The organism is Haloarchaeobius amylolyticus, assembly GCF_026616195.1.
GTDB lineage: Archaea > Halobacteriota > Halobacteria > Halobacteriales > Natrialbaceae > Haloarchaeobius > Haloarchaeobius amylolyticus.
This window is the reverse complement of the sequence record NZ_JANHDH010000003.1, coordinates 289,328-311,901: the sequence shown is the minus strand read 5'-3', so window position 1 is coordinate 311,901 and position 22,574 is coordinate 289,328. Positions and strand designations below refer to the sequence as shown.

Genomic DNA, 22,574 nt, shown 5'->3' with positions numbered 1-22,574 from the left:
CGCTCACCCCGAGTCGGGCGCGAGAACCTGGTTCTGGAGCTCCTCGCCCTCGTCGAGGCGGTCGAGGTTCTCCGCGACGATGTCGGCGAGTCGGTCCCAGTGCTTCGGCGTGTGGCCGCCGGTGTGGGGCGTGATGAGGCAGTTCTCCAGTCCCCAGAGCGGGTGGTCCGCCGGCAGGGGTTCGGGCTCGGTCACGTCCAGTGCCGCCCCGCGGATCTTGTTCGAGCGCAGGGCAGAGACGAGCGCGTCGGTGTCGACGATGCCGCCGCGGGCCGTGTTGACGAGTACGGCGTCGGTCTGCATCGTCGCGAACTCGTCCTCGCCGATGAGGCCACGGGTCAGGTCGTTCAGGGGACAGGCGACGACCACGTAGTCGCTGCGGGCGAGCGCGTCGTGGACGTCGTCGCTGTCGAACCCGAGGACCTCGTCGGTCGGCCCGCCCTTCGAGGGCGTGTACCGGATGCCGATGGTGTCGACCTCGAAGCCCTGCAGGCGCTGGACGACGGCCTGCCCGATGGAGCCGAGGCCGATGACGGTCACGGTGCTGTCGGTGAACTCGGTGGACTGGAAGTGGCGCCACTCCGAGTGCTGCTTGCGCCGCCAGCCCTCGTGGAGCCGGCGGGCGAAGGTGAGCATGTTGCCGATGGCCTGCTCGGCGATGCCGGGCGCGTGGATGCCGCCGGCGTTGGTGACCGCGACGCCGTACTCGGCCAGCGTGTCCATCGGGACGTGGTCGGTGCCGGCGAAGGTGCAGGCGAACAGTTCGAGCTGTTCGGCCCGGTCGAGCAGGTCCTCCTCGACCGTGATGCCGGTGACGACGCGCGCCTCGGGGACGAGTTCGCGTTCCTGCTTCGGCGTGCGCGCCAGCGTGACCGTCCGGTCGGCAGGCAGCCGGTCACGGAGCGCGTCTGCGTACGATTCCATCGAGAGCCCTTCCGTCCCCTCGCGGAGGACGACGATATCTGTCTCTGTCATGGATGGGTGGTCGGCACCGGCGGCGTCGGTGGGTCCGGGTCGCACAACGCTGCGTCCGGCACACGTGTCGCTCCACCGGTGTGCGTCTATCGGAGACGATGGTGTGGCCACACCTTAGTCCTTTTGTGTAACCGCTGTCCACGGAAACCGTTTACCGTTAAGTGCCTGGAGGTTGTTACGTCGACACATGGCAGATGCCGTGCGAGACCGATTAGCGGCGCTTCGCCGTGACCTGCATCGCTACCCGGAACCCGGCTGGTGCGAGTTCTGGACCACCGCCCGCCTCGTCGAGGAGATACGGGCCATCGGGGTCGACGAACTCGCCGTCGGGGCAGAGGCGTACGACCCGGCCGACCGGATGGCCGTCCCGCCGGAGGACGAACTGACCGAGTGGTTCCAGCGCGCCCTCGACAGGGGGGCCGATCCCGACATCCTCGAGGACCTGCGGGGCGGTACGACGGGCGCCGTCGCGGTCCTCGACCGCGGCGAGGGGCCGACGGTCGGCCTGCGCGTCGACATCGACGGGCTGTACATCGAGGAATCGGGAGACGAGGGCCACGTCCCGAGCGACGAAGGTTTCCGGTCCGAGACTGGCGAGACCATGCACGCCTGCGGGCACGACTCCCACATGACGTGGGGGCTGGCGACCCTCGAAGCCGTGAAGGAGAGCGACTTCTCGGGTCGCCTCGTCGTGTTCTTCCAGCCCGCCGAGGAGATATCCGGCGGTGGCGCACCCATGGCGAAGAGCGAGTACTGCGAGGACATCGACTACCTGTTCGCGGTCCACGTCGGCCTCGACCACCCGACCGGCGAGGTCGTCGCGGGCATCGAGCGTCCCCTGGCGATGTGCCACGTCGACGTCGAGATCGAGGGCACGTCGGCCCACGCCGGGAAGGCGCCCGAGGAGGGGAGCAACGCCATCCAGGCGCTCGGAACCGCCATCGAGAACGTCTACGGTATCCCCCGCCACTCCGACGGGATGACCCGCGTCAACGTCGGCCGGGTCGAGGGCGGCACCGCGAGCAACATCATCGCGGAGGACGTCGAGGCCGTCGCCGAGGCCCGCGGTGAGACGACCGAACTCATGGAGTACGCGAAGGCCGAACTCCGCCGGAAGTTCGAGACGGCCGCCGAGATGCACGGCTGCGAGGCCGACGTGGACATCGTGAGCGAGAGCCCGCGCGCCGACAGCGACCCCGAACTCGTCGACGTGGTCGCAGGCGTGGCCTCGGAGGTCGACGGCGTCGAGACCATCGTCCCGACGGCCGACTTCGGCGCCAGCGAGGACGCGACCTTCCTCATGGAGCGCGTCCAGGAGGACGGCGGCCTCGCGTGCTACGCCATCGTCGGTACCGACCACCCGACGAGCCACCACACGCCCACCTTCGACGTGGACGAACGCAGCCTCGAGACGGGCGTCGAGGTACTCACGGACTCGATTCTCTCGGTCGCCGAAGACGGGCCATGAGCCGGGGGCAGGAGTCGGCGACCGGCGATTCGGTTCCGCCTGCGTCGGCGGTCGTCACGCCCGACGACGTGGAGGCGGCCCACGACCGACTCGCCGACGTGGTCCACCACACGCCTCTCGACGGGTCGACCACCATCGCCGACCGCAGCGGGGCGGCCCGGGTCGACCTCAAACTGGAGAACATGCAGCGCACCGGCTCGTTCAAGATACGCGGCGCGTACAACGCGATGGCCCAGCTCCCCGAGGACGTCCGCGAGCGCGGCGTCGTCGCTTCCAGCGCGGGCAACCACGCCCAGGGCGTCGCGCTCGCGGGCCAACTGCTCGGCATCGACACGACCATCGTCGTCCCCGAGATAACGCCCGCCGCGAAGATAGAGGCGACCCGGGGCTACGGCGCCGAGGTCGTCGTCGAGGGCGAGCAGTACGAGGGGTCCTACGAGTACGCCCTCGAACTGGCCGACGAGGAGGGGCTGGAGTTCGTCCATCCCTTCGACGACCCGGACATCATCGCCGGGCAGGGAACGGTCGGCATGGAGATCCTCGACGAGACCCCCGACGTGGACACCGTGCTGGTCTCCATCGGCGGTGGTGGGCTCATCTCGGGCATGGCGACGGTGCTGAAGGCCCACGACGCCGACGTGCGGGTCGTGGGCGTCCAGCCTGAGGGTGCCGCCCACGCGAAGCCGTCGCTGGAACAGGACGAGATCCACCGGCTCGCCGAGGTCGACACCGTCGCCGAGGGCATCGCGGACGCCCGGCTGCTCGAACAGACCTTCGCGGTCATCCGCGAACGCGTGGACGACGTGGTGTCGGTGAGCGACCGCGACCTGACCGTCGCGACGACGGTGCTCGCCGAGCGCGCGAAGACGGTCGCCGAGACGGCAGGCGCAGCACCGGTCGCCGCGCTCCTCTCGGGAGCGGTCGACGTCGACGGTGAGCACGTCGCGGCCGTGGTCTCCGGCGGCAACGTCGACCTGACCGAACACGCCGAGGTGACCCGGAGCGGCCTCCAGGAGCTGGGTCGGTACGTCGACCTGCGGCTCGAACTCAGGGGCTGGCCGACCGCACTGACCGCGGTCGCCGAGGTCGTCGAGGAGACGGGCGCAGCACTGGACGAGGTCGAACGCGCGAACCGGCGAGCCACCGACGACCCGAACCGGGTCCCGGTCACGGTCGGCATCGCCGGCAGCGGTCCCGACCACCTGCAGACCGTCCTCGAATCGCTCGACGCGCACGAGGCGGTCACGGTCGTCGGCAGCAAGTCGAAACTGTAGGCGGAGTCTTTTCTCTCTGTCCCGCGGTCAGGCGAGTGCCGGGGTCGCCACCGCGTCCATCGCCTCACAGAAGATGGACGTCCCCAGCTCGATCTCGCGCTCGGTCGAGTCGAGCGGAGGCAGGAGCCGGATGGTCTTCTTGCCACAGCCCAGCGTCAGCAGCCCGCGTTCGAGTGCGGCCTCCACGACGGCGTTCCGGCGCTCGGGCGTGTCGAACTCGACGGCCAGCATGAGCCCCTTCCCGCGCACGTCCTCGACGTGGTCCGGCGCGTCGTCGCGGATGAGCTCCTTCGCCTGCCGGCCGCGCTCGGTCGCGTTGTCGAGCAGGTCGTGCTCCTCGATGGCCTGCAGGGTGAACGCGCCCTGCATCGAGGCGAGCAGGTCGCCGCCGCCGAAGGTCGACCCGAGCCGGTTCTTCTCCGTGGGGAAGACCTCGGAGTTCGAGATGGTCGCACCGACGCGGAGGCCCTTCGCGCTCGCGATGACGTCCGGTTCGATGGGGTAGTGGTCCGAGGCCCACATCTCGCCGGTCCGGCCGACGCCGGCCTGTATCTCGTCGACGACGAGGGGGATGTCGTACTCGTCGCAGACGTCGCCGACCTCGGCCATGAACTCCTCGCTCGGGAAGCGGTAGCCGCCGACCCCCTGGATGGGCTCGAGGATGGCGAAGGCCACCTCGTCGGGGTTGACGTGGCCGCCCTCGGGCGAGAGGGAGTTCCGCAGGCGCGAGCCGCCGCCCGCGAAGAAGCCACAGTCACAGGTGCCCGCCGAACAGCCGCGGTCCTCGCAGAAGGGGACCGTCTGGATACCGGAGATCTCCGGGTAGTGCCGGGTGTAGACCTCCTTCGACTTCGTGAGCGAGAGGGTCCCGAGGGTCCGGCCGTGGAAGCTCCCCTCGAAGGCGTAGCCGTACTTCGCTGCGGGCTTGTGGTCGTGGGTGACCTTCATCGCGTTCTCGACCGCCTCCGCACCCGAGTTCGAGAGGAAGACCGTGTCCATGTCGTAGTGGGAGCAGACGTCGGTCAGCTGGTCCATCAGGTGGCTCGACCCGGGGAACTCGGCGGTCTCGGGGTCTGGGCCGGCGCCGAAGTACATGTCCTGGCCGGCGATCTTCATCGGCTCGACGAGGTCGAACTCGCGGAGCTTCGAGAGGACCTTCTCGTTGTTGTAGCCGAGCGGGGCCGCCCCGATGTGACAGGTGAAGTCGAGGAGGACGTTCCCGTCGACGTCGGTGACGAACGGCCCGTCGGCCTCGGCGGTCACGTCCCAGACGAACTCGTGGGAGTACTCGCTCGGGGCGGCGTGCTCGGAGTGGAAGTCGATCCACTTCTCGGCGTTGGGTCCGGGCAGCGCTGCTGTATCCGGCTCTGCGGTATCCCTATCCATACACAACAATCGTTGATGGCATACATTAAAACTTGTTATCGGCCAGCAGTCGCCGTCGACCCCACCGGCGACGAGCGACCGGAGAAAGTCGGTACCGCAGTCGAAAACAGGACCGGCTCAGTCGTCGTCCTGCGGTGCCGCGTTCGATGCCTTGCCGGTCTGCTTGCTCCCGGACGGGCGACCCCACAGCTGGGTCCGGTCCTGCAGGAGCAGGGTCCCGTAGTCGTCCTGGAAGCTCCGGATGAGCCCGAGCATCGTCATGACGCAGATGAACGCGAACGGCGCGCCCGTGATGATGGCGGCGTACTGCAGCGCCTGGACGCCACCGACGACCATCAGGATGGACGCGACCGCACCCTGCAGCACGGCCCAGAAGATGCGGTTGACGGCGGAGGGCTCCTCCTTGCCACCGCTCGTCATCATCGCGACCGCGAGGGTCGAGGAGTCGGCCGAGGTGACGAAGAACGTCGTCACCAGCACGAGGAAGGCGAACAGCAGCAGCGGGCCGACGACCGGGAGGTTCCCGAACAGGACGTACCCGGAGACCGCGGTCCCGTACTCGCTGATCGGGCCGAGGATGCTCGCAGTCCCGCTGTTCTGCATCAGCACGCCCGCGCCGCCGACGATGGCGAACCACGGGATGGTCGCCAGCGAGGTCGCGCCGATGCCGGCGAAGGCGACCTCGCGGACGCTCCGACCGCGGGAGATGCGGGCGATGAACAGTCCGGCGAACGGCGACCACGCGAGGGGCCACAGCCAGTAGAAGATGGTCCAGATGTTGACCCACTTGTCCGTGGTGGTCGCGCCTGCCTGTGCGTACAGGCTCATCTCGAAGAAGTTCCCGAGGTAGCCACCGATGGCCTGCGTCCCGAGTTCGAGGATGCGCAGCGTCGGCCCGAACACGAGCGTCACGACCATCAGCAGCAGGAACAGAACCATGTTGAAGTTCGACAGGCGGCGGATGCCCCTGTCGACCCCCAGCACCAGCGAGGTGGTGAAGATGACGACCATCCCGGTGATGACGAGGACGGTCCCGATGTCACCGAGCTGGATGCCCCACTGGAAGTCGAGGCCGGTGATGAACTGGCTCCCGATGAACCCCAGTGAGGTGGCGACCCCACCGAGGGTCGCGAACACGGCGAGGATGTCGACGGACTTGCCGAGCATGCCGTCGACGTTGTCGGCGCCGATGATGGGGGTCAGCACCGCCGACACGCGCAGCGGTGCGCCGTAGTTGTAGACGTAGTAGCCGATGCCCAGTCCCATCACGGTGAAACAGGACCACTGGATGACGGCCCAGTGGAAGATGGAGTACTGGACGGCCAGGGGCATCGCGGCTGCGGTCTGCGCCTCCGCGTTGAAGAACGGCGGAACCGTCGAGTAGTGGAACATGGCCTCGGCCGGTCCCCAGAAGACGATACCTGCCGCCAGTCCGGCGGAATACATCATCGCGAAGTACGAGAAGTAACTGTACTCCGGACTCTCATCACCGAGCTTGAGCCTGCCCCACGGACCGAAGATGACGAACCCGAGGAACAGGACGAACGAGAGCATCGCGAGGAGGAAGAACCAGTTGAACGTCGACAGTATCCAGAGCCGGATACCGTTGACGAACTCCAGTGCCGCGTCCGGCCGGAGGCTGAACGCGACGACGAACAGGATGGTTATCGCCGCCCCGAACGCGAAGATGGTCGGTTCGATCTCGTCGAGGAACTCCGCGACTGGCCCCTCTGAGGTGCTCACGGGCTCCCACCCCCGTTGGCGGGCCACTGGTTCGCGTACTGTGCATCGCGACGACTGTCACGTGCGCATGGTATGGTTGAGCACATCATTGTGTGTCTATGGAGGGTGTCCCTGCCACTCGGTGCCGTACATCACGATAAACAGTAATATCCATGTTAAAGCTTTCGATTACTGGTGATGGTGGCTACGGAATCCGTTTACTCTGTGCCGCGGGTCGCTGGCCGCCACGAGATGCTGGAATCGCGTTCGGCCCGCCATGCTCTGGTCCCAGCGTGTGGTGGCGGCTGGAGCGAGCGAGCCAACTCGATTCTATATACAGGTACTGTAGACAGACTGGCTACTGGAACCCTCTTATCGGATATATGTCCTTCATTCCGCCGTTTCTCGTAAGGTTTAATCGTGGATGTATACACTTTCTGTATATGAGCAACGAACGCGACGCGGGCGACGGCGAACCCGAACTCACCTACTCCGCCGACAGGGGTCGCGGTATCCTCACGCCGAGCGACCGCGAGTTCCTGCTCGGGCGCAAGACCGACTACACCGAGCACTCGAAGAAACAGAAGCGCAACCGCATCCGACGTCGGCTCCGCAACGCCATCCTCGACTTCACCATCCTGTTCGAGTGCCTCGAGGAGCGCGACCGCGAGACCGTCTTCAACCCGGACGCCGAGGACCGCGAGGCGTACACGCAGGGCATCACCGACATGCTCGCGTTCCTCCACCTCGGGACGATGGGCTACTACACCCCGTTCAAGGACATGCTCGCAGAGGGGGTGAACAGGGCCGAACAGGAGCTGGCCGGCTCGGACTACCGGATGGTCACCGTCGACTTCAATGTCGACCCGGTCGGCCAGATCGACGTCGACGCCGTCATCGACAAGCTCGAGGGCGGCGACTTCGAGCAGGTGACCGACGAGGAACTCCAGGCGTTCGTCCGGCTGCTCGCCGAATCCGAGGACTTCTCGCCGTCGGACCTGCGCTCCGAGATGAAGGCCCAGATGTCCGAGTTCATCGCGAAGGTCGACCAGGCGAACGAACAGCGCGACAGGCGCGTCGAAGAACTGAACGACTGACCGGGCGAGCCGGTTCTCTTCTCTCCGCTATCCGAGGTGCGCGATGGCGTCCATCTCGACCCGGACGTCACCTGGGAGTCGCGAGACCTCGACACAGACGCGGGCGGGTGGGACCTCGCCGAAGCGAGCGCCGTAGGCCTCGTTGACGCGTTCGTAGTCGTCGAGGTCGGTGACGTAGACGGTGATCTTGACCACGTCGTCGAGGCCGTCACCACCGGCCTCCTCGACGACCGCGGCGATGTTGTCGAGTACCTGGTCGGTCTGTGCTGCGATGTCGCCCTCGACGTCGTCCATCGTGTCGGGGTCGACCGGGCCGTAACCGGAGACGTACAGCGTGTCCCCGGCGCGGACCCCCTGCGAGTAGGGGTTGTCGGTGCGCGGTGCGTCGTCCGTTTTGACTCGCTGAGCTGGCATGGGTGGTGTGGGATTCTGCTGAAGTGGGAGTTCGGTCGGAAGGTGGGATGTGGGTGCGGCGGCGGGTGCGCTGCGGGTTGGTGGGGGGCCGTTCTCAGTGCTGGCCGGCGACCGCCTGACTGGTGACCTCCTCGATGCCCTCGACGATGACGTCGAGTGCGGTCTCGGCGAGGTCGTGGGTCAGGACGAGCGGCGGCAGCAGCCGGAGGACGTTGCCGTGCCGGCCGGCCTTCCAGACGAGGACGCCGTGCTCGAAGCAGTAGTCCTGCAGTTCGTCGGCCGCCTCGTCGTCCGGGTTGCCGTCCTCGTCGACGAACTCGGCGCCGATGAACAGGCCCTTGCCGCGGACGTCCACGATGCGCGGGTTCGCCTCGGCGGCCTCCTCGAGTCGACCGCGGATGTACTCGCCGAGGTCGCGGGCGTGCGAGAGCAGGTCGTGCTCCTGGATGTACTCGATGGCGCGGGTGCCGGCGCGCATGCCGACGACGTGGCCGCGGTAGGTCCCGGCGTGGTCACCGGAGCCCCACGTGTCGAGGTCCTCGTGGTACATGGTGGCCGAGAGCGGGAAGCCGGTCCCGCCGAGCGCCTTCGCCGAGGTCATCACGTCGGGGGTCACGTCGTACCACTCGCTCGCCCACCACTCGCCGGAGCGGCCGAGGCCGCTCTGGATCTCGTCGAAGATGAGGGGCACGCCGTTGTCGTCGGCGATGTCGCGGAGCCCCTGCAGGAAGCCCTCCGGGGGCGTCACGACGCCGCCCTCGCCCTGGATAGGTTCGACGAAGATGCCGGCCGGGTTCGCGAACCCGCCGTAGGGGTCCTCGAAGATGGCCTTGACCTCCTCGAGCGCGTGGTCGACCGCGGCCTGCGGTGCCTTGTCCATCTCGACCGGGTTCGGGTACGGGGCGTGGGTCACGTCGGGCAGGAGGGGCGTGTAGTCGCCCTTGAAGTCCTTGTTCCCGGTGAGGCTCATCGCCCCGCTGGTCGCGCCGTGGTAGGCGCCGCGGAACGCGACCAGCCCGGTGCCGCCGGTGTTGTACTTGGCGAGCTTGATGGACGCCTCGATGGCGTCGCTCCCGGTCGGGCCGCCGAAGACGACCTTGTTGTTGCCCTGCAGGGCACCCGGAGCGATCTCGTCGAGCTTCTCGATGAGTTCGAGCCGGGCCTCGGTCGGGAAGTCGACGGTGTGGACGAACCGGTCGGTCTGCTCGTGGACCGCCTCGAGCACGTACGGGTTCGCGTGCCCGACGTTCATGACGCCGATGCCGGCGAACATGTCGATGAAGACGTTCCCGTCGGCGTCCCTGACCGTGGCGCCCTTCCCGCTGTCGAAGGCGATGGGGATGTCCTCCGGGTACGCGACGGCGCTGCTGTCGATACGCTGTTGCTTCTCGATGAGTCGCTTCGATTTCGGCCCCGGGACGCTGTCGACGTTCGGTGCGTCGTCGAAGTGCAACTCTTCGATGGGTGGACCTGCAGCCATATACTGACCCATGTGGAACTAGAATAAATAACTTGTCCACGCTTCCTATGGACAATGTACACAGTAACTGGTTTCGCCACCACCTTCGGCGCGACGATTGTGTACGGATACCACATGTTTCGTAATCGCTTTGGGGATGGCACGACGTGTTCTGGGTGATGCTACACACCGAGGGACCACTGTTGACGGTCGACGTCGACGCCCGCGAGACACGGACCGAGGACATCGACGACGTGCTCGCGGACTACATCGGGGGCCGCGGCGTGGGGACGAGACTCGCCCACGACCGCATCCCGTTCGACGTGGACCCCTTCGACGCGGAGAACAGGGTGTACTTCACCACGGGGCCGATGCAGGCCTCGACCATGAGCTTCACCGGGCGGATGAACTGCACCAGCGTCTCGCCACTGACGAACGGCCTGCTCTCCTCGAACGCGGGCGGGTTCATGTCCCGCAACTTCGCCGACACGGGGTACGCGGCCGTCGAGATCACCGGCGAGAGCGACGAACTGCTCGTCCTCCACGTCACCGACGAGTCCATCGAGTTCGAGCCGGTGCCCGACCTCGCCGGGGCGACCGTGCCCGAGACGGTCTCCTACCTCGACGAGGAGCACGACATCGGCGCCGACCAGACCGCGGTCGTCGGCCCGGCCGGCGAGAACCTCGTCCGGTTCGCCTCCATCATGACCAGCGAGGAGCGCGCCTTCGGTCGCGGCGGCCTCGGGGCCGTCCTCGGCTCGAAGAACGTGAAGGCGGTCACCTTCGAGGGCGACTCCGCCCCCGACATCGACATCCCGTCCTCCCAGATGGAGATCCACCGCGAGGCCGCGACCGACGATCACATCATGAAGCGTCAGGGGACGGTCGCCGTGATGGACCTCGCCAACGAGATGGACGGCCTCCCGTCGTACTACTTCTCCGAGCGCCACTTCGACGGCGCCGACGGCATCAACGGCAGCGCCGTCGAGGAGAAGAAGTACAAGAAGGGGACCTGTTCGGCCTGCGCGTTCGCGTGCAAACTCCCGACGAAGGACGAGGAACGCGGCGTCGAGACCGAGGGTCCCGAGTTCGAGGTCGCGATGGCCTTCGGCTCGAACTCCGGGGTCGACGACATCGTCGACGTGATGAAGTCGAACGAGCTCTGTGACCGCTACGGCCTCGACGCCATCTCGGCCGGGAACACCGTCGCGGCCTACCTCGCCAGCGAGGACGAGTTCGGCAACACCGACCTCATCCACGAGACGGTCGAGAAGATCGCAACGCGCGAGGGCATCGGCGACGACCTCGCCGAGGGCATCGCTCGCGTGCACGACGACCTCGGGGTCGAGGACTGGACGGTGAAGGGCCTCGACTTCGCGGCCCACGAGGGGCGCGTCCTCCACGGCCAGGGCCTCTCCTACGCGGTTGCGAACCGCGGTGCCGACCACATGTACGCCGTCTTCTACTCGCAGGAGTACCCCCTCGTCGAGGAGGACGACGCGTACCCGCCGAGTGGGTTCGAGGGCAAGCCCCAGCGCCTCATCGAGAAGGAGAACCAGATGGCGGTCAACGACAGCGGCGTCGTCTGCAAGTTCTCCCGGGACTACATGACTCCGGAGCGCTACGAGATGCTGTTCGGCGCGGACTTCGAGGACCTGCTCGCGGTCGGCGACCGCATCGTCCGGCTGGAGCGTCACTTCAACAACCAGCGCGGCTTCGACCGCGACGACGACGAACTGCCGTACGAGGACCAGCTGCCGGGCTTCGAGGACGCCCTCGAAGAGTACTACGACCGCCGGGGCTGGACCGGTGACGGCGTCGTGCCCTCGGAGAAGGTCCCGGCCTGACGACCGCTCACTCGTTCTCACCCGCTGTCTCTGGCTGGTACATCTCGACCAGCCCTCGCTCGAAGCGTTCGACGCCCTGTTCCAGCAGTTCGACCTGCGTCGCCTTCGTGTCCTCGTCGACCGCGTAGGCCGGCCCGCTCAGGTTCAGGGACCCGAGTACCTCGCCGCGCGGCGACTTCACGGCCTTCCCGACCGCCCAGAAGCCCTCGATGGCCTCGCTGTTCGCCTCGCCGTAGCCCTGCTCGCGCACCTGTTCGAGTTCCTCGAAGAGTTCTGCTTCCGTGGTGATGGTCCGGTCTGTCGGGGCCGGCAGCCCCCAGCGGTCGATGATCTCCCGGACCCGGCTCTCGGGGTACTCGGCGATGATGGCCTTGCCGGAGGCGGTCGTGTGGACGTGGAAGGGACTCCCGTCGATGAGGAACCGTGGCGAGTTCGCGAACACGAGGTCGCCGTACAGCGAGACGATGCGACCGTGCTCCTCGACGGTGAAGTCCGGCTCCATCGAGGACTCCTCGTCGAGCCAGGCGATGGTCTCCTGGGCGATGCGGTAGTAGTCCTTCCGCGTGCGGACGTAGTCCCCCAGATGGCAGAACTTCGACCCGAGGTGGTACCGGTTGTCCCGGTTGACGACGTAGCCGTACTCCGCGAGCGTCGTGAGGTGACTGTGGACCGTGCTCTTCGCGAGGCCCGTCGCGTCCACGAGCTCCGTCATCGTCGCGCCTTCGAGCTCGAGGATGGTCTCGACGAGCTCCAGCGAGGCTGCCGTCGTCTTCAACCCGTGACCCGTGTCGCGTTCACCCATGGGGGCAGTCTGTCGGCCGGACGTAAAGATGTACTCCCGGGAGGGTACGGGTAGCCGTTCGGCTCGCGCGAACGTTCATACGTCTATGTGGTGTGTCAACAGTCGTCAGTGGGATTGTTCCGGACAGATTTCGTGAAACGAAGTGTTCTGGTCGTCTGTCGAGCAGAGAGCGGCCGGACCAGTATAAACTGATTCCGAGATTGGAAACGATGTACGCGTTCGTCTCAGTTGAAACCCGTTCTCACAGCCTGAGCTGTCCATTCTGGGATGCGTACTGCACGAGGTTCCGCAAAATCGAACGTTTTTAAGACCATCTGTCATCATCTATCCTGTCATCGCTGCGTGTCCTGACGCTGGTTCGTGGGTGCGAGCAGAAGCCCGGAGAGGACCCGACGAGAGAACCCCGAACTGGTCCGCCCTCAGCGCCCTTCGGGCGTCGAATCGAGTTCCTCCAGTGGCTCGTGGTTCCCGCGATAGACCTCGGGCCCGTCGTCGCTGGGGGCGGCCCACTCGCAGGCGTTCCGGAGGACCTGCCGGACCTCCTCCTGGTAGTAGATTGGGAACGTCTCGTGGCCCGGCCGGAAGTAGAACACCTTGCCCTCGCCGCGGTGGTAGCAACAGCCGGAGCGGAACACCTCGCCACCCTCGAACCACGAGGTGAACACCAGGCGCTCGGGCTGTGGGACGTCGAAGTGTTCCCCGTACATCTCCGCCTCCGGCACCACGAACTGCTCGGGCAGGCCGTCGGTGATGGGGTGGCTGGGGTCGGTCACCCAGAGTCGCTCTTTCTCGCCGGCGTCCCGCCACTTCAGGGCGCAGGACGTCCCCATCAGCTCGCGGAAGATCTTCGAGAAGTGCCCCGAGTGCAGGACGAGCAGGCCCATCCCGTCGAGGACGTGCTCCTTCACGCGCTCGACCACCTCGTCGGCGACCTCGTCGTGGGCCCTGTGCCCCCACCAGGTGAGCACGTCCGTCTCCGCGAGGACCGCCTCTGTCAGGCCGTGCTCCGGGTCGTCGAGCGTCGCGGTCTCGACCGTGAACCCGCCCTCCCGGAGCGCGTCCGCGATGACGGCGTGGATGCCGTCCGGGTAGACCTCGGCGACCGCCTCGTTCTCCTGTTCGTGCCTGTGTTCGTTCCAGACCGTCACGCGCGTCGTCATGGTCGCATCGTCGACCCGCCGGGCGCTTAAGCCTTGCCGGGCGACGTGGCGATGTCGCGGTTTTAAGTCCCGGTTGCCCGTAGCTACCTGCAATGAGTGATCCCACGTCTGACGGCGCGAACGAGCCCACCAACAAGGTCGACCGGGTGATCCAGAAGTACGACCTCGGCGACGTGGGTGACGAACTCGAACGTCTCTGGCTCGGCGACGGCGACGAGAAACGGAGCGTCCGGGACCTCGCCGACCTGTTCAACAAGCGCATCCTGCAGTCGGCCATCGACGCCAGCGACGTGGTCACGCTCGGCGAGAACATCGACCACGTCTACAACGCGCTCACGGGCGAGGAGTCGGACCAGACGCTCGTCCGGGCGCGCCTGGAACAGAACGGGGTCGACGTCGAGGGCGTCGAGAACGACTTCGTCTCCCACCAGACCATCTACCGGTACCTGAAGAACCACCGCGACGCCGAACAGCCCGAGCCGAGCGACGAGGAACGCGTCGAGAAGGCCGAACAGACCATCCAGCGCCTGCGCGGCCGGACGACGGCCGTCACCGAGCGGTCCCTCGAAGGCCTCCAGAAGAACGACGCCATCACGCTCGGGAGCTTCAACGTGCTGAACGACATCCAGGTGCTCTGTGAGGACTGTGGGCGCAGCTACGACGTGACCGACCTCCTCGAACGCGGTGGCTGTGCGTGCGAATCGGAGTAGTGTTACAGACATACTGTTGTAACATACGTGTCGGTGAGGGTGCTAGTTTCCAAAGAATTACATACCAGGGCCTGTAAGCGGGGGTATGGAACAGGTTACACGTGCTGACAAGACTGTGCGTCTCACCGTAGAGAACATCGGTGGTATCTCCGAGACCAGCGTCGAGTTCGACGCGGGGGTGAACGTACTGGCAGGCCGCAACGCGACGAACCGGACCTCGCTGTTGCGCTCCATCATGGCCGTCCTGGGCAGCGACGACGTCTCCATCAAGTCCGATGCAGAGGAAGGCTACGCCGAACTCACCATCGGCGACCAGACGTACACACGACACCTCTACCGGGAGAACGGCACCACGCGGATGGAGGGCGACCCCTACCTCGACGACCCCGAACTCGCCGACCTGTTCGCGTTCTTGCTCGCGACCAACGAGACGCGACAGGCCGTCCTGACCGAGCAGAACCTCCGCGAACTCATCATGCGGCCGGTCGACACGGACGCCATCAAGGACGAGATCGACACGCTGGAGGACGAGAAGGCCCGTATCGACGACCGGCTCGACGAGCTCTCCCGGCTCAGCCAGCGACTCCCGGAACTCGAGACGAAACGCGCCGAACTCGAGGACGAGATCGACGAGAAACGCGCCGAACTCGAGGCCAAGCGCGAGGAGATAGAGGCCGCGGACGCGGACGTCGACGAGTCCAGAGAGGAGAAGGAAGAACTCGAGGCGAAGATGGAGGAGCTCAGCGACGTGCGCGCCGAGCTGAGCGACGCCCGCCAGGAACTCGAGGTCCAGCGCCAGAGCCTCGAGGCGCTGCGCGAGGAGAAAGACGAACTCGAGACGGACGTGGAGGAACTCCCCGCCGAACCGACCGGGAAGATAGACGACATCGACGCGGAGATCTCCCGGCTCCGCAAGGAGAAACAGAGCCTCCAGTCGGAGGTGAGCACCCTCCAGCAGATCATCCAGTTCAACGAGGACAACCTCGAGGGCGCGAGTTCGGACATCCTCGACGCGCTGACCGACGGGCACGAGTCCGACGACGGCCCCGTCACCGACAAGTTGCTCGACGACTCCGAGCAGGTCGTCTGCTGGACCTGCGGCCACGAGGTCGACCGCGAGGACATCGAGGCGACTGTCGAGCGCCTCAAGGAGCTCCGCAAGGAGAAACTGAGCGAGTCCCGCGACATCGACGACGAGATAGACGACCTCGAGAACGAGCGCATCACCTACCAGGAGAAAGAGCGCCAGCGCAATCAGGTCACCCAGCGCCTCGAACGGACGCGAGAGCAGATCGAGAGCCGGGAGGCGAACGTCGACCAGCTCGAGGACCGGCTCGCGGAACTCGAGAGCGAGGTCGAGGACATCGAGGCCGAGGTCGAGTCGCTCCAGACCCGGAAGGACGACACCGTCCTCAGCCTCCACAAGGAGGCGAGCCAGCTCGAGGTCGAGCTGAACCGCCTCGAACGCGAGCGCGACGAGCTCGACCGCGAGATCGACGAGGTCGACGACGAACTCGACACCCGTGCGGACCTCGAGGCCGAACGTGAGGATATCAACGCCGAACTGGAGGACCTGCGCACCCGCATCGAGCAGATCGAGGCCGAGGCGGTCGAGTCGTTCAACCACCACATGGAGACGGTGCTCGACGTCCTCGAGTACGAGAACATCGCCCGTATCTGGATAGAACGGAGCGAACGCGAGGAGCGCGAGGGACGCCGGAAGGTGACGAAGAAGGACTTCACCCTGCACATCATCCGTGAGTCCGAGTCCGGCACGGCCTACGAGGACACCATCTCGCACCTCTCCGAGAGCGAACGCGAGGTCACCGGGCTGGTGTTCGCGCTGGCGGGCTACCTCGTCCACGACGTCCACGAGGAGGTCCCGTTCATGCTGCTGGACTCGCTGGAGGCCATCGATTCCGACCGAATCGCCCGGCTCGTCGACTACTTCCAGGACTACCCGGACTTCCTCGTGGCGGCGCTGCTGCCCGAGGACGCCGAGGCCGTCGACGACGCCCACCCGCGCATCAGCCAGATCTGACGCCCGGCTGCCGCCGTTTTTCGGGCTGACTGCGGGCCGCTGTGAAGGCACGAACCGACAGTCATCGTGGTCCGAACGTCCTTCGAAGGAGCGACCGATGCCAGTGGTCTAGTGATTCACATACATTCAATCATGATTATACACTGGGCGACACGCCATCTACCCAGACGCTGAAACGTTATTGCCGCCGGATTCGTCACCGTGAAATAGTGGTGGTATGATTCGTATGCGGTACAATTCTGGTAATCTATCGCAGTATTCGAGTGTAATACGCTAATGAATAATACCCATGTTTCAGGTTTCCACTCAGGTATCGTTTCGTCAGTCTGCGCTTTGAACCACCAGATTGAACGCACGTGTGTCCAAGTGACACGAATCATATAGCTGAATCTGTGACTGCCGCGCAGGTCAGCTCACTCCCGGTGCTCGTCGTATCCCGAACGACGGGCTATCCATCGACAAGCGGAGGCAAACTGGCGTCGACACCGAGAGTCGGGGGTCGCGCAGGAAGGAGAACGGTCGCTATAGCCGTGGCTGGCCAGCCCGACCGGCGGTGTTGCGGTGGGGCTGCTCGTGTGTGGCTATCGCAGGTCGCGCTGGACGCGGTCGGTCATTCGGGCACGCCGGTCACGACGACCGGGATGTCGGACCGGAGCAGCACCGACTGGGTGGTGCTGCCGAACAGTGCCTTCCCGACGGGGGTCCGTTTCCGGCCGGCGATGACGATCTGCTCGGCACCGACGTCCTCGGCCGCGTCGAGGATGCCCCGGTCGACGGGACTGTATATCTCCTGCTTGTCGACCTCGATGTCGTGCGCCTCGAGTTGGGACCGGACCTCGATGACCGCATCGCTCTCCTCCGGCGGGAGCGACTCGTCGACGGGCGTGTTGGCGTCGTCCTCCTCGACGTACGAGTGGACGATGGTCACCGCGACGTTCGTCGACGCGTCCGGGAGGTTCCGGATGTACTCGACCTGCGTTCGTGCTCGCTCGATATCTGTACCGACTGCTGCCAGTATCCGATACATGCAGTCGTGCTAACGACCTGCACCATTATAGAAGGATGGGGGCGGTACCACCGCGTGGGGACCCGGGGAGCGGAATCGTTAACCACCCCTTCGTACATGGAGTTAGCATGAGTACGCGCCGCGTCTGGACAGCCGTGCTGTTCTGCTTTATCGCCGGGCACGGGGTGCTCCAGCAGACGAGAGGAGCCCTCCTGCCGGTCTTCGAGACCGAGTTCATCGTCACGCAGGACCTGCTAGGGCTGGTCGGACCCGCCGGGACCGTCGGATTGCTCACCGCGGTCATGGTCGTGGGGATGCGCTCCGGGTCGCTCGACATCAGACGCATGCTGGGTATCGGCATGGTGGCCGTGGTGGCGTGTTCGTTCGTCATCAGCCTGACCTCGTCGTTCGCTGCGGTTCTCCTGTTGTTGCTGATACAGGGCCTCGGGCTGGGAATCGTGCGTGGCCTCGACCGGCCCCTGTTGAGCCACCTCTACCCCGAGACGCGCGCCCGGATGTTCAACCTCTACGGGCTGCTGTGGGCGCTCGGTGCCACTGCAGGCCCACTGCTGGTCAACGCCGTCCTCGCCAACGGAGACTGGCGTCTGATGTACGTCCTCGTGGGAGTGGCCCTGGTACCGCTACTGGTGCTGCTCTGGCGGCTCGAACTCCCCGAAGCGACCTGGTCGGAGGAGACCATCTCGCTGGCGGGTCTCAGGACGGTCCTCCACCGACCGGCCATCCTCGGCATGGTCGCTGCCCTCCTCTGCAGTGGCTTCGTCGAGGGCACGGTGTTCACGTGGTTGCCCTTCTTCGCGACGCAGTTCCTCCCCCGGGAGACGGCGAACGTCCTGCTGTCGAGTTTCCTCGTGATGTACATCCCCGGCCGACTCGTCTACAGCGTCCTCGCGGACAGGCTCGGCCATCTGGAGCTGGTCGCCCTCGTCGGGCTCGGGTCGCTCCCACTGCTCGTCCTCGCGTTCGTGTTCCGGGTCGAGACCGTCCTGCTTCCGGTCGTCATGGGGCTCGGGTTCTTCATCGCGGGCTTCTTTCCGACGCTCTCCGCGTTCGGTATGGACGCAGCACCAGGATTCAGCGGCCCGGTCAACGCCATCGCAACCGGGGCGAACTTCGTGGGAATCACGGTCGGCCCCTTCGTCGTCGGCCTGCTCGCGGCCCGGTTCGGCATCTCGGACGCGATGCCCATCCTGGTCCTCGTCATGGGTGCACTCGTCGTCGTGACGGCCACCACCTACGTCGCGGTGGGACGGTCCGGTGCCGCCGGGGTCGCGGACGTCGTCTGACCTGCACCCGAATTTGACACGACCGGAACGATTACTACCGGTTGCCCTGTCTCTAGTGGCGTATGCAACCAGTCCGCATAGCGGGCGTAGCCGTGACGCCGTTCGGCGAACACCCGGACCGACACGGCAGGGACCTGTTCGCCGAGGCGAGTGACCGGGCACTCGCGGACGCGGCCGTCCCGCACGCCGACATCGACGAGGTACTGTACGGCAACTTCATCGGCGAGGTCACGGAGGACCAGGGCCACCAGGGCCCGCTCGTGGCCGCGGCCGCCGGGACGACCGCGGCGGCGACACGCTTCGAGAGTGCCTGTGCGTCCGGCGGGGCCGCGATGCGTGCTGGCGTCAGGGCAGTCCGGAGCGGCGAGGCCGACGTCGTCCTGGTCGGCGGGATGGAGCGGATGACGAACGTCGACGTCCACGAAGCCACAGATGCGCTGGCGCTCGCGGCCGACGACCTCCACGAACGTCGGGTGGGGATGACCTTCCCGGGCGCGTACGCCTTGCTCACGAGGGCGTACCTCCGCGAACACGGTGGCTCCCGCGAGGACCTGGCCGCGGTCGCGGTCAAGAACCACGAGCACGCCATGAACAACGACAAGGCCCACCTGCAGCAGCAGATCACGGTGCAGGACGTCCTCGACGCCCCGCCCATCGCGGACCCCATCGGCCTGTACGACGCGTGCCCCATCAGCGACGGGGCGGCCGCCGTCGTCCTCGTCAGCGAGGACTACGCCGACGAGCACGAGGTCGACGCGCCGGTCGCCGTGACAGGGACGGGCCAGAGCAGCGACACGCTCGCGCTGCAACGGCGGGTGAACCGGGCGTACACACCGGCGACGGAGCGGGCGGCGAACACCGCCTACGACCAGGCGGCAATCGGCCCCGACGACGTCGACCTCGTCGAGGTCCACGACTGCTTCACCATCGCGGAGGTGCTCGCGCTCGAATCGCTTGGATTCTACGAGCCCGGGGCGGGTCTGTCCGCGGCAGCCGACGGCGAGACGGCCGCCGACGGCGACCGCCCCGTCAACCTCTCCGGCGGGCTGAAGGCGAAGGGTCACCCCGTCGGCGCGACCGGCGTCGCCCAGATCGCGGAGGTCACCGACCTCCTGACCGGGGAGCATCCCAACAGCGACGCGGTTCCCGACGCGACGGTCGGGCTCGCCCACAACGCCGGCGGCACGGTCGCGAGCGCCATCGTCCACGTGCTGGAGGTGACACAGTGAGCCGAGCCTCTGCGCACCCCGGCTACGACGACTTCCTCGACGCCATCGACGCGGACGCGGGCTACTACCTCCACTGCCAGTCGGGACACGGCGTCGTCCCGCCAGCCAGACGCTGTCCGGTCTGTGGCGACGTCGAACTCGAAAAGCGCCAACTCCCCGAGACCGGAGTGCTGGAAGACGTGACGACCATCCACGTCGCCCCCACGGCGTTCGAGGGGGCTGCGCCGTACCACGTCGGGCTCGCCAGGTTCGGGTCGGTGACGGTTACCGGGCGAGTCCGGGGTCTCGACGACGCCGAGACCGCGACCGGCACCGATGTCGTCCCGTCGGCGGAACCGGCGGCGTCTGGCGATGCACGGCTGCTCGTCCTGCGACCGACCGAGTAGCAGTTCCTTCCTGTGTCTTAGGCGGTCACCTTGCTCCCACACTACACCACACCAAGACAGCGTCGAGCGCCTCGCAGGGACTACCTCTACCCGGGTCGCTTATGAAGTGGGCCCGCGTTACAGTGGAACAGACGCTATGTCAGACCAGCCCACGGATTCGGCAGCGGTAGCGCACGAACCGTCCCGGGCGTTCGTCGAGTCGACGAACGTCTGGGCGTTCATGCAGGAGTACGACATCGCCGACTACGACGAACTCGTCGAACGGACCACGACCGAGATAGAGGGCATCCCGGCGTCCGGGGTCGACTGGTTCTGGGACGAACTCGTGGACTACCTCGACATCGAGTTCTACGAGGAGTACGACCAGGTCAGGGACGATGGCGGGGCGCGACGCGCCTCGGAGGGCGCGAGCGGCGAAGCCGCGAGCAGCGATGGTCCACAGTTCACCGAGTGGTACCCTGGCGGTACCATCAACACTGCCCACAACGTCGTCGACCGACACGCCGTCCAAGAGAACGAGACGCGGAACAAGGTCGCCCTCATCTGGGAGGGTGAGCCGGGCGACGTCCGCGAGATCACGTACCACGAACTCCACAGACAGTCGAACAGGGTGGCGAACTACCTCGAATCCGTGGGCATCGAGACCGGCGACACCGTCGGCCTCTACATGCCGATGGTCCCGGAGGTCGTCGCCATCCTCTACGGCTGTTTCAAGGTCGGCGCCATCGCGGTCCCCATCTTCTCCGGTTTCGGGGTCGATGCGGCCGCCACCCGCATCGCGGATGCGGAGTGTTCGGTCCTGTTCACGGGCGACGGGTTCTACCGCCGCGGCAGCGAGGTCCGACTGAAAGGGGCGGCCGACGACGCCATCGAGGCGGCCGGGTACGTCGAGGAAACCGTCGTCTTCGACAGGCTCGGCGGGTCTGATGCGAACTCGGCTGTCTCGGTGCCCTGGACCGAAGGCCGGGACGAGTGGTGGGCCGACGCGGTGGCGACACAGGACGACGCGTACGAGACGAAGGAACTGCCGGCGAACCAGGAGTCGATGCTGCTGTACTCCTCGGGGACGACGGGCAAGCCGAAGGGCATCGTCCACACCCACGCCGGCGCCCTGCTGCAGTGCGCCAAGGAGATCCACTTCGGCTTCGACCAGAAGCCCGCAGACCGGTTCTTCTGGGTCAGCGATATCGGCTGGATGATGGGGCCGTGGACGCTCATCGGCAACCACGCCTTCGGCGGGACCGTGTTCATGTACGAGGGGGCACCGGACCACCCGGAACCGGACCGCTTCTGGGAGATGATCGACCGGCACGAACTCACCCAGTTCGGCATCTCGCCGACCGCGATTCGCGCCCTGCGCAAGCACGGTGACGAGTGGGTGGAGAAGCACGACCTCTCGAGTCTGCGACTGCTCGGGAGCACGGGCGAACCGTGGGACCCCGAGTCCTGGCACTGGTTCTACGAGCACGTCGGCGGCGGCGAGGCGCCCATCATCAACATCTCAGGCGGGACCGAGATATGCGGGTGCTTCCTCATGCCGATGCCCATCAACGACCTCAAGCCGTGCAGTCTCGGCGGCCCGGGGCTCGGGATGGACATCGACGTCGTGGACGCCGACGGCGAGAGCATCCGCGAGGACAACGAACGCGGGTACCTCGTCGCTCGCGACTCCTGTCCGAGTATGACGAAGTCGCTCTGGTCGGGCGACGAGCGCTACCTCGAGGAGTACTGGAGCACCTGGGACGACCTGTGGGACCACGGCGACTGGGCCCAGAAGGACGCGGACGGCTTCTGGTTCCTCCACGGCCGGGCCGACGACGCGCTCAACGTCGCCGGCCGGAAGGTCGGTCCCGCCGAGATAGAAGGGGTCCTCTGTGAACACGAGGACATCAACCAGGCCGCGGCGGTCGGCGTCCCCGACGACACGACCGGGACGGCCGTCGTCGCGTTCGTCATCCCCGAGCCGGGCGTCGACCCGGACGACGACCTCGCGAGCGAACTCCGCGAACTCGTCGGCGAAGAACAGGGCAAGCCGTTCCGCCCCCGCGAACTGGTGTTCGTCGACGACCTCCCCCGGACACAGTCGGGGAAGGTCATCCGGCGGGCGGTCGAATCGGTCTACCGCGGCGAGGACCCCGGCGACCTCTCGTCGATGGAGAACCCGGCGGCGCTCGAGGCCATCGAGGACGCCATCTAGGCGGCATCCGGGCGTCGCTCTGCGGTCCGGTTCTGTTTCTCGAAAAGCGTCGAACGGCGAGCGACGGGTGGGTGCTATGGGTTTGCAGTGGGAGTCG

General features: G+C 66.5%; 18 protein-coding genes. 10 read left to right on the top strand and 8 right to left on the bottom strand.

Going from position 1 to position 22,574, the window contains the following annotated elements; all coding sequences use genetic code 11:
• Positions 1-3: 3 nt before the first annotated feature.
• The gene (locus NOV86_RS19135) at positions 4-975 is read right to left on the bottom strand and encodes an NAD(P)-dependent oxidoreductase (protein WP_267643411.1); all 972 of its coding nucleotides are present in this window, start codon (positions 973-975) and stop codon (positions 4-6) included.
• A 187-nt stretch (positions 976-1,162) separates the two neighbouring features.
• Here NOV86_RS19135 and NOV86_RS19130 point away from each other — a divergent pair, with 187 nt between their 5' ends.
• Both NOV86_RS19130 and ilvA read left to right on the top strand, forming a co-directional pair.
• Positions 1,163-2,443, top strand: coding sequence for an amidohydrolase (locus NOV86_RS19130; RefSeq protein WP_267643410.1), 1,281 nt, complete (start codon positions 1,163-1,165; stop codon positions 2,441-2,443).
• Positions 2,440-3,717, top strand: a complete 1,278-nt coding sequence (gene ilvA, locus NOV86_RS19125) for a threonine ammonia-lyase (RefSeq protein ID WP_267643409.1) — start codon at positions 2,440-2,442, stop codon at positions 3,715-3,717. The genes NOV86_RS19130 and ilvA overlap by 4 nt, the downstream gene beginning before the upstream one ends.
• Positions 3,718-3,744: 27 nt before the next feature.
• Here ilvA and NOV86_RS19120 read toward each other — a convergent pair whose 3' ends face one another.
• On the bottom strand, positions 3,745-5,103 hold the full coding sequence (locus NOV86_RS19120; protein ID WP_267643407.1) for an aminotransferase class III-fold pyridoxal phosphate-dependent enzyme: 1,359 nt from the start codon (positions 5,101-5,103) through the stop codon (positions 3,745-3,747).
• 117 nt (positions 5,104-5,220) lie between these two features.
• Positions 5,221-6,846: a BCCT family transporter gene (locus NOV86_RS19115; RefSeq protein WP_267643405.1), complete on the bottom strand. Its 1,626-nt coding sequence runs from the start codon at positions 6,844-6,846 to the stop codon at positions 5,221-5,223.
• Between the two features lie 422 nt (positions 6,847-7,268).
• Between NOV86_RS19115 and NOV86_RS19110 the strand changes: the two genes are divergently transcribed.
• A complete protein-coding gene (locus NOV86_RS19110) occupies positions 7,269-7,922 on the top strand; it encodes a DUF8102 family protein (RefSeq protein WP_267643403.1) in 654 nt (217 codons plus the stop codon).
• A 27-nt stretch (positions 7,923-7,949) separates the two neighbouring features.
• Here the strand turns inward: NOV86_RS19110 and NOV86_RS19105 are convergent, their stop codons facing one another.
• On the bottom strand, positions 7,950-8,336 hold the full coding sequence (locus NOV86_RS19105) for a Rid family detoxifying hydrolase (protein WP_267643402.1): 387 nt from the start codon (positions 8,334-8,336) through the stop codon (positions 7,950-7,952).
• 94 nt (positions 8,337-8,430) lie between these two features.
• Positions 8,431-9,816 carry an aspartate aminotransferase family protein gene (locus NOV86_RS19100; protein WP_267643401.1) on the bottom strand — a complete coding sequence of 462 codons (1,386 nt, stop codon included), beginning with the start codon at positions 9,814-9,816 and terminating at the stop codon, positions 8,431-8,433.
• A 158-nt stretch (positions 9,817-9,974) separates the two neighbouring features.
• On the opposite strand from NOV86_RS19100, the gene NOV86_RS19095 reads away from it, so the two are divergent.
• Positions 9,975-11,642, top strand: a complete 1,668-nt coding sequence (locus NOV86_RS19095; protein ID WP_267643400.1) for an aldehyde ferredoxin oxidoreductase family protein — start codon at positions 9,975-9,977, stop codon at positions 11,640-11,642.
• Positions 11,643-11,649: 7 nt separating this feature from the next.
• Here the strand turns inward: NOV86_RS19095 and NOV86_RS19090 are convergent, their stop codons facing one another.
• Positions 11,650-12,444, bottom strand: a complete 795-nt coding sequence (locus NOV86_RS19090) for an IclR family transcriptional regulator (RefSeq protein ID WP_267643398.1) — start codon at positions 12,442-12,444, stop codon at positions 11,650-11,652.
• A 419-nt stretch (positions 12,445-12,863) separates the two neighbouring features.
• The gene (locus tag NOV86_RS19085; protein WP_267643397.1) at positions 12,864-13,604 is read right to left on the bottom strand and encodes a ThuA domain-containing protein; all 741 of its coding nucleotides are present in this window, start codon (positions 13,602-13,604) and stop codon (positions 12,864-12,866) included.
• A gap of 92 nt (positions 13,605-13,696) precedes the next feature.
• On the opposite strand from NOV86_RS19085, the gene rdfA reads away from it, so the two are divergent.
• Together rdfA and NOV86_RS19075 are read left to right on the top strand one after the other, a co-directional pair.
• Positions 13,697-14,314, top strand: coding sequence for a rod-determining factor RdfA (rdfA, locus tag NOV86_RS19080; RefSeq protein ID WP_267643396.1), 618 nt, complete (start codon positions 13,697-13,699; stop codon positions 14,312-14,314).
• An 85-nt stretch (positions 14,315-14,399) separates the two neighbouring features.
• On the top strand, positions 14,400-16,355 hold the full coding sequence (locus tag NOV86_RS19075; RefSeq protein ID WP_267643395.1) for an archaea-specific SMC-related protein: 1,956 nt from the start codon (positions 14,400-14,402) through the stop codon (positions 16,353-16,355).
• A 610-nt stretch (positions 16,356-16,965) separates the two neighbouring features.
• Here the strand turns inward: NOV86_RS19075 and NOV86_RS19070 are convergent.
• Positions 16,966-17,382: a universal stress protein gene (locus NOV86_RS19070; protein ID WP_267643394.1), complete on the bottom strand. Its 417-nt coding sequence runs from the start codon at positions 17,380-17,382 to the stop codon at positions 16,966-16,968.
• Between the two features lie 107 nt (positions 17,383-17,489).
• Here NOV86_RS19070 and NOV86_RS19065 point away from each other — a divergent pair, with 107 nt between their 5' ends.
• The 4 genes from NOV86_RS19065 (at position 17,490) to NOV86_RS19050 (ending at position 22,477) form a co-directional block, all read left to right on the top strand.
• Positions 17,490-18,665, top strand: coding sequence for an MFS transporter (locus NOV86_RS19065; RefSeq protein WP_267643392.1), 1,176 nt, complete (start codon positions 17,490-17,492; stop codon positions 18,663-18,665).
• A gap of 62 nt (positions 18,666-18,727) precedes the next feature.
• A complete protein-coding gene (locus NOV86_RS19060; protein WP_267643391.1) occupies positions 18,728-19,894 on the top strand; it encodes a thiolase domain-containing protein in 1,167 nt (388 codons plus the stop codon).
• Positions 19,891-20,280 carry a Zn-ribbon domain-containing OB-fold protein gene (locus NOV86_RS23280; RefSeq protein WP_267643390.1) on the top strand — a complete coding sequence of 130 codons (390 nt, stop codon included), beginning with the start codon at positions 19,891-19,893 and terminating at the stop codon, positions 20,278-20,280. The genes NOV86_RS19060 and NOV86_RS23280 overlap by 4 nt, the downstream gene beginning before the upstream one ends.
• Positions 20,281-20,416: 136 nt before the next feature.
• The gene (locus NOV86_RS19050) at positions 20,417-22,477 is read left to right on the top strand and encodes an AMP-binding protein (RefSeq protein WP_267643389.1); all 2,061 of its coding nucleotides are present in this window, start codon (positions 20,417-20,419) and stop codon (positions 22,475-22,477) included.
• Positions 22,478-22,574 lie beyond the last annotated feature (97 nt).

Excerpts from the sequence above, each read along its gene's own strand:
- NOV86_RS19085 (WP_267643397.1), bottom strand. The coding sequence starts at position 13,604 with ATGACGACGCGCGTGACGGTCTGGAACGAACACAGGCACGAACAGGAG.
- NOV86_RS19095 (WP_267643400.1), top strand. The coding sequence starts at position 9,975 with ATGCTACACACCGAGGGACCACTGTTGACGGTCGACGTCGACGCCCGC.
- NOV86_RS19050 (WP_267643389.1), top strand. The coding sequence starts at position 20,417 with ATGTCAGACCAGCCCACGGATTCGGCAGCGGTAGCGCACGAACCGTCC.
- NOV86_RS19135 (WP_267643411.1), bottom strand. The coding sequence starts at position 975 with ATGACAGAGACAGATATCGTCGTCCTCCGCGAGGGGACGGAAGGGCTC.
- NOV86_RS19070 (WP_267643394.1), bottom strand. The coding sequence starts at position 17,382 with ATGTATCGGATACTGGCAGCAGTCGGTACAGATATCGAGCGAGCACGA.
- rdfA (WP_267643396.1), top strand. The coding sequence starts at position 13,697 with ATGAGTGATCCCACGTCTGACGGCGCGAACGAGCCCACCAACAAGGTC.
- NOV86_RS19075 (WP_267643395.1), top strand. The coding sequence starts at position 14,400 with ATGGAACAGGTTACACGTGCTGACAAGACTGTGCGTCTCACCGTAGAG.
- NOV86_RS19130 (WP_267643410.1), top strand. The coding sequence starts at position 1,163 with ATGGCAGATGCCGTGCGAGACCGATTAGCGGCGCTTCGCCGTGACCTG.
- NOV86_RS19120 (WP_267643407.1), bottom strand. The coding sequence starts at position 5,103 with ATGGATAGGGATACCGCAGAGCCGGATACAGCAGCGCTGCCCGGACCC.
- NOV86_RS19060 (WP_267643391.1), top strand. The coding sequence starts at position 18,728 with ATGCAACCAGTCCGCATAGCGGGCGTAGCCGTGACGCCGTTCGGCGAA.
- NOV86_RS19110 (WP_267643403.1), top strand. The coding sequence starts at position 7,269 with ATGAGCAACGAACGCGACGCGGGCGACGGCGAACCCGAACTCACCTAC.
- NOV86_RS19090 (WP_267643398.1), bottom strand. The coding sequence starts at position 12,444 with ATGGGTGAACGCGACACGGGTCACGGGTTGAAGACGACGGCAGCCTCG.
- ilvA (WP_267643409.1), top strand. The coding sequence starts at position 2,440 with ATGAGCCGGGGGCAGGAGTCGGCGACCGGCGATTCGGTTCCGCCTGCG.
- NOV86_RS19100 (WP_267643401.1), bottom strand. The coding sequence starts at position 9,816 with ATGGCTGCAGGTCCACCCATCGAAGAGTTGCACTTCGACGACGCACCG.
- NOV86_RS19105 (WP_267643402.1), bottom strand. The coding sequence starts at position 8,336 with ATGCCAGCTCAGCGAGTCAAAACGGACGACGCACCGCGCACCGACAAC.
- NOV86_RS19065 (WP_267643392.1), top strand. The coding sequence starts at position 17,490 with ATGAGTACGCGCCGCGTCTGGACAGCCGTGCTGTTCTGCTTTATCGCC.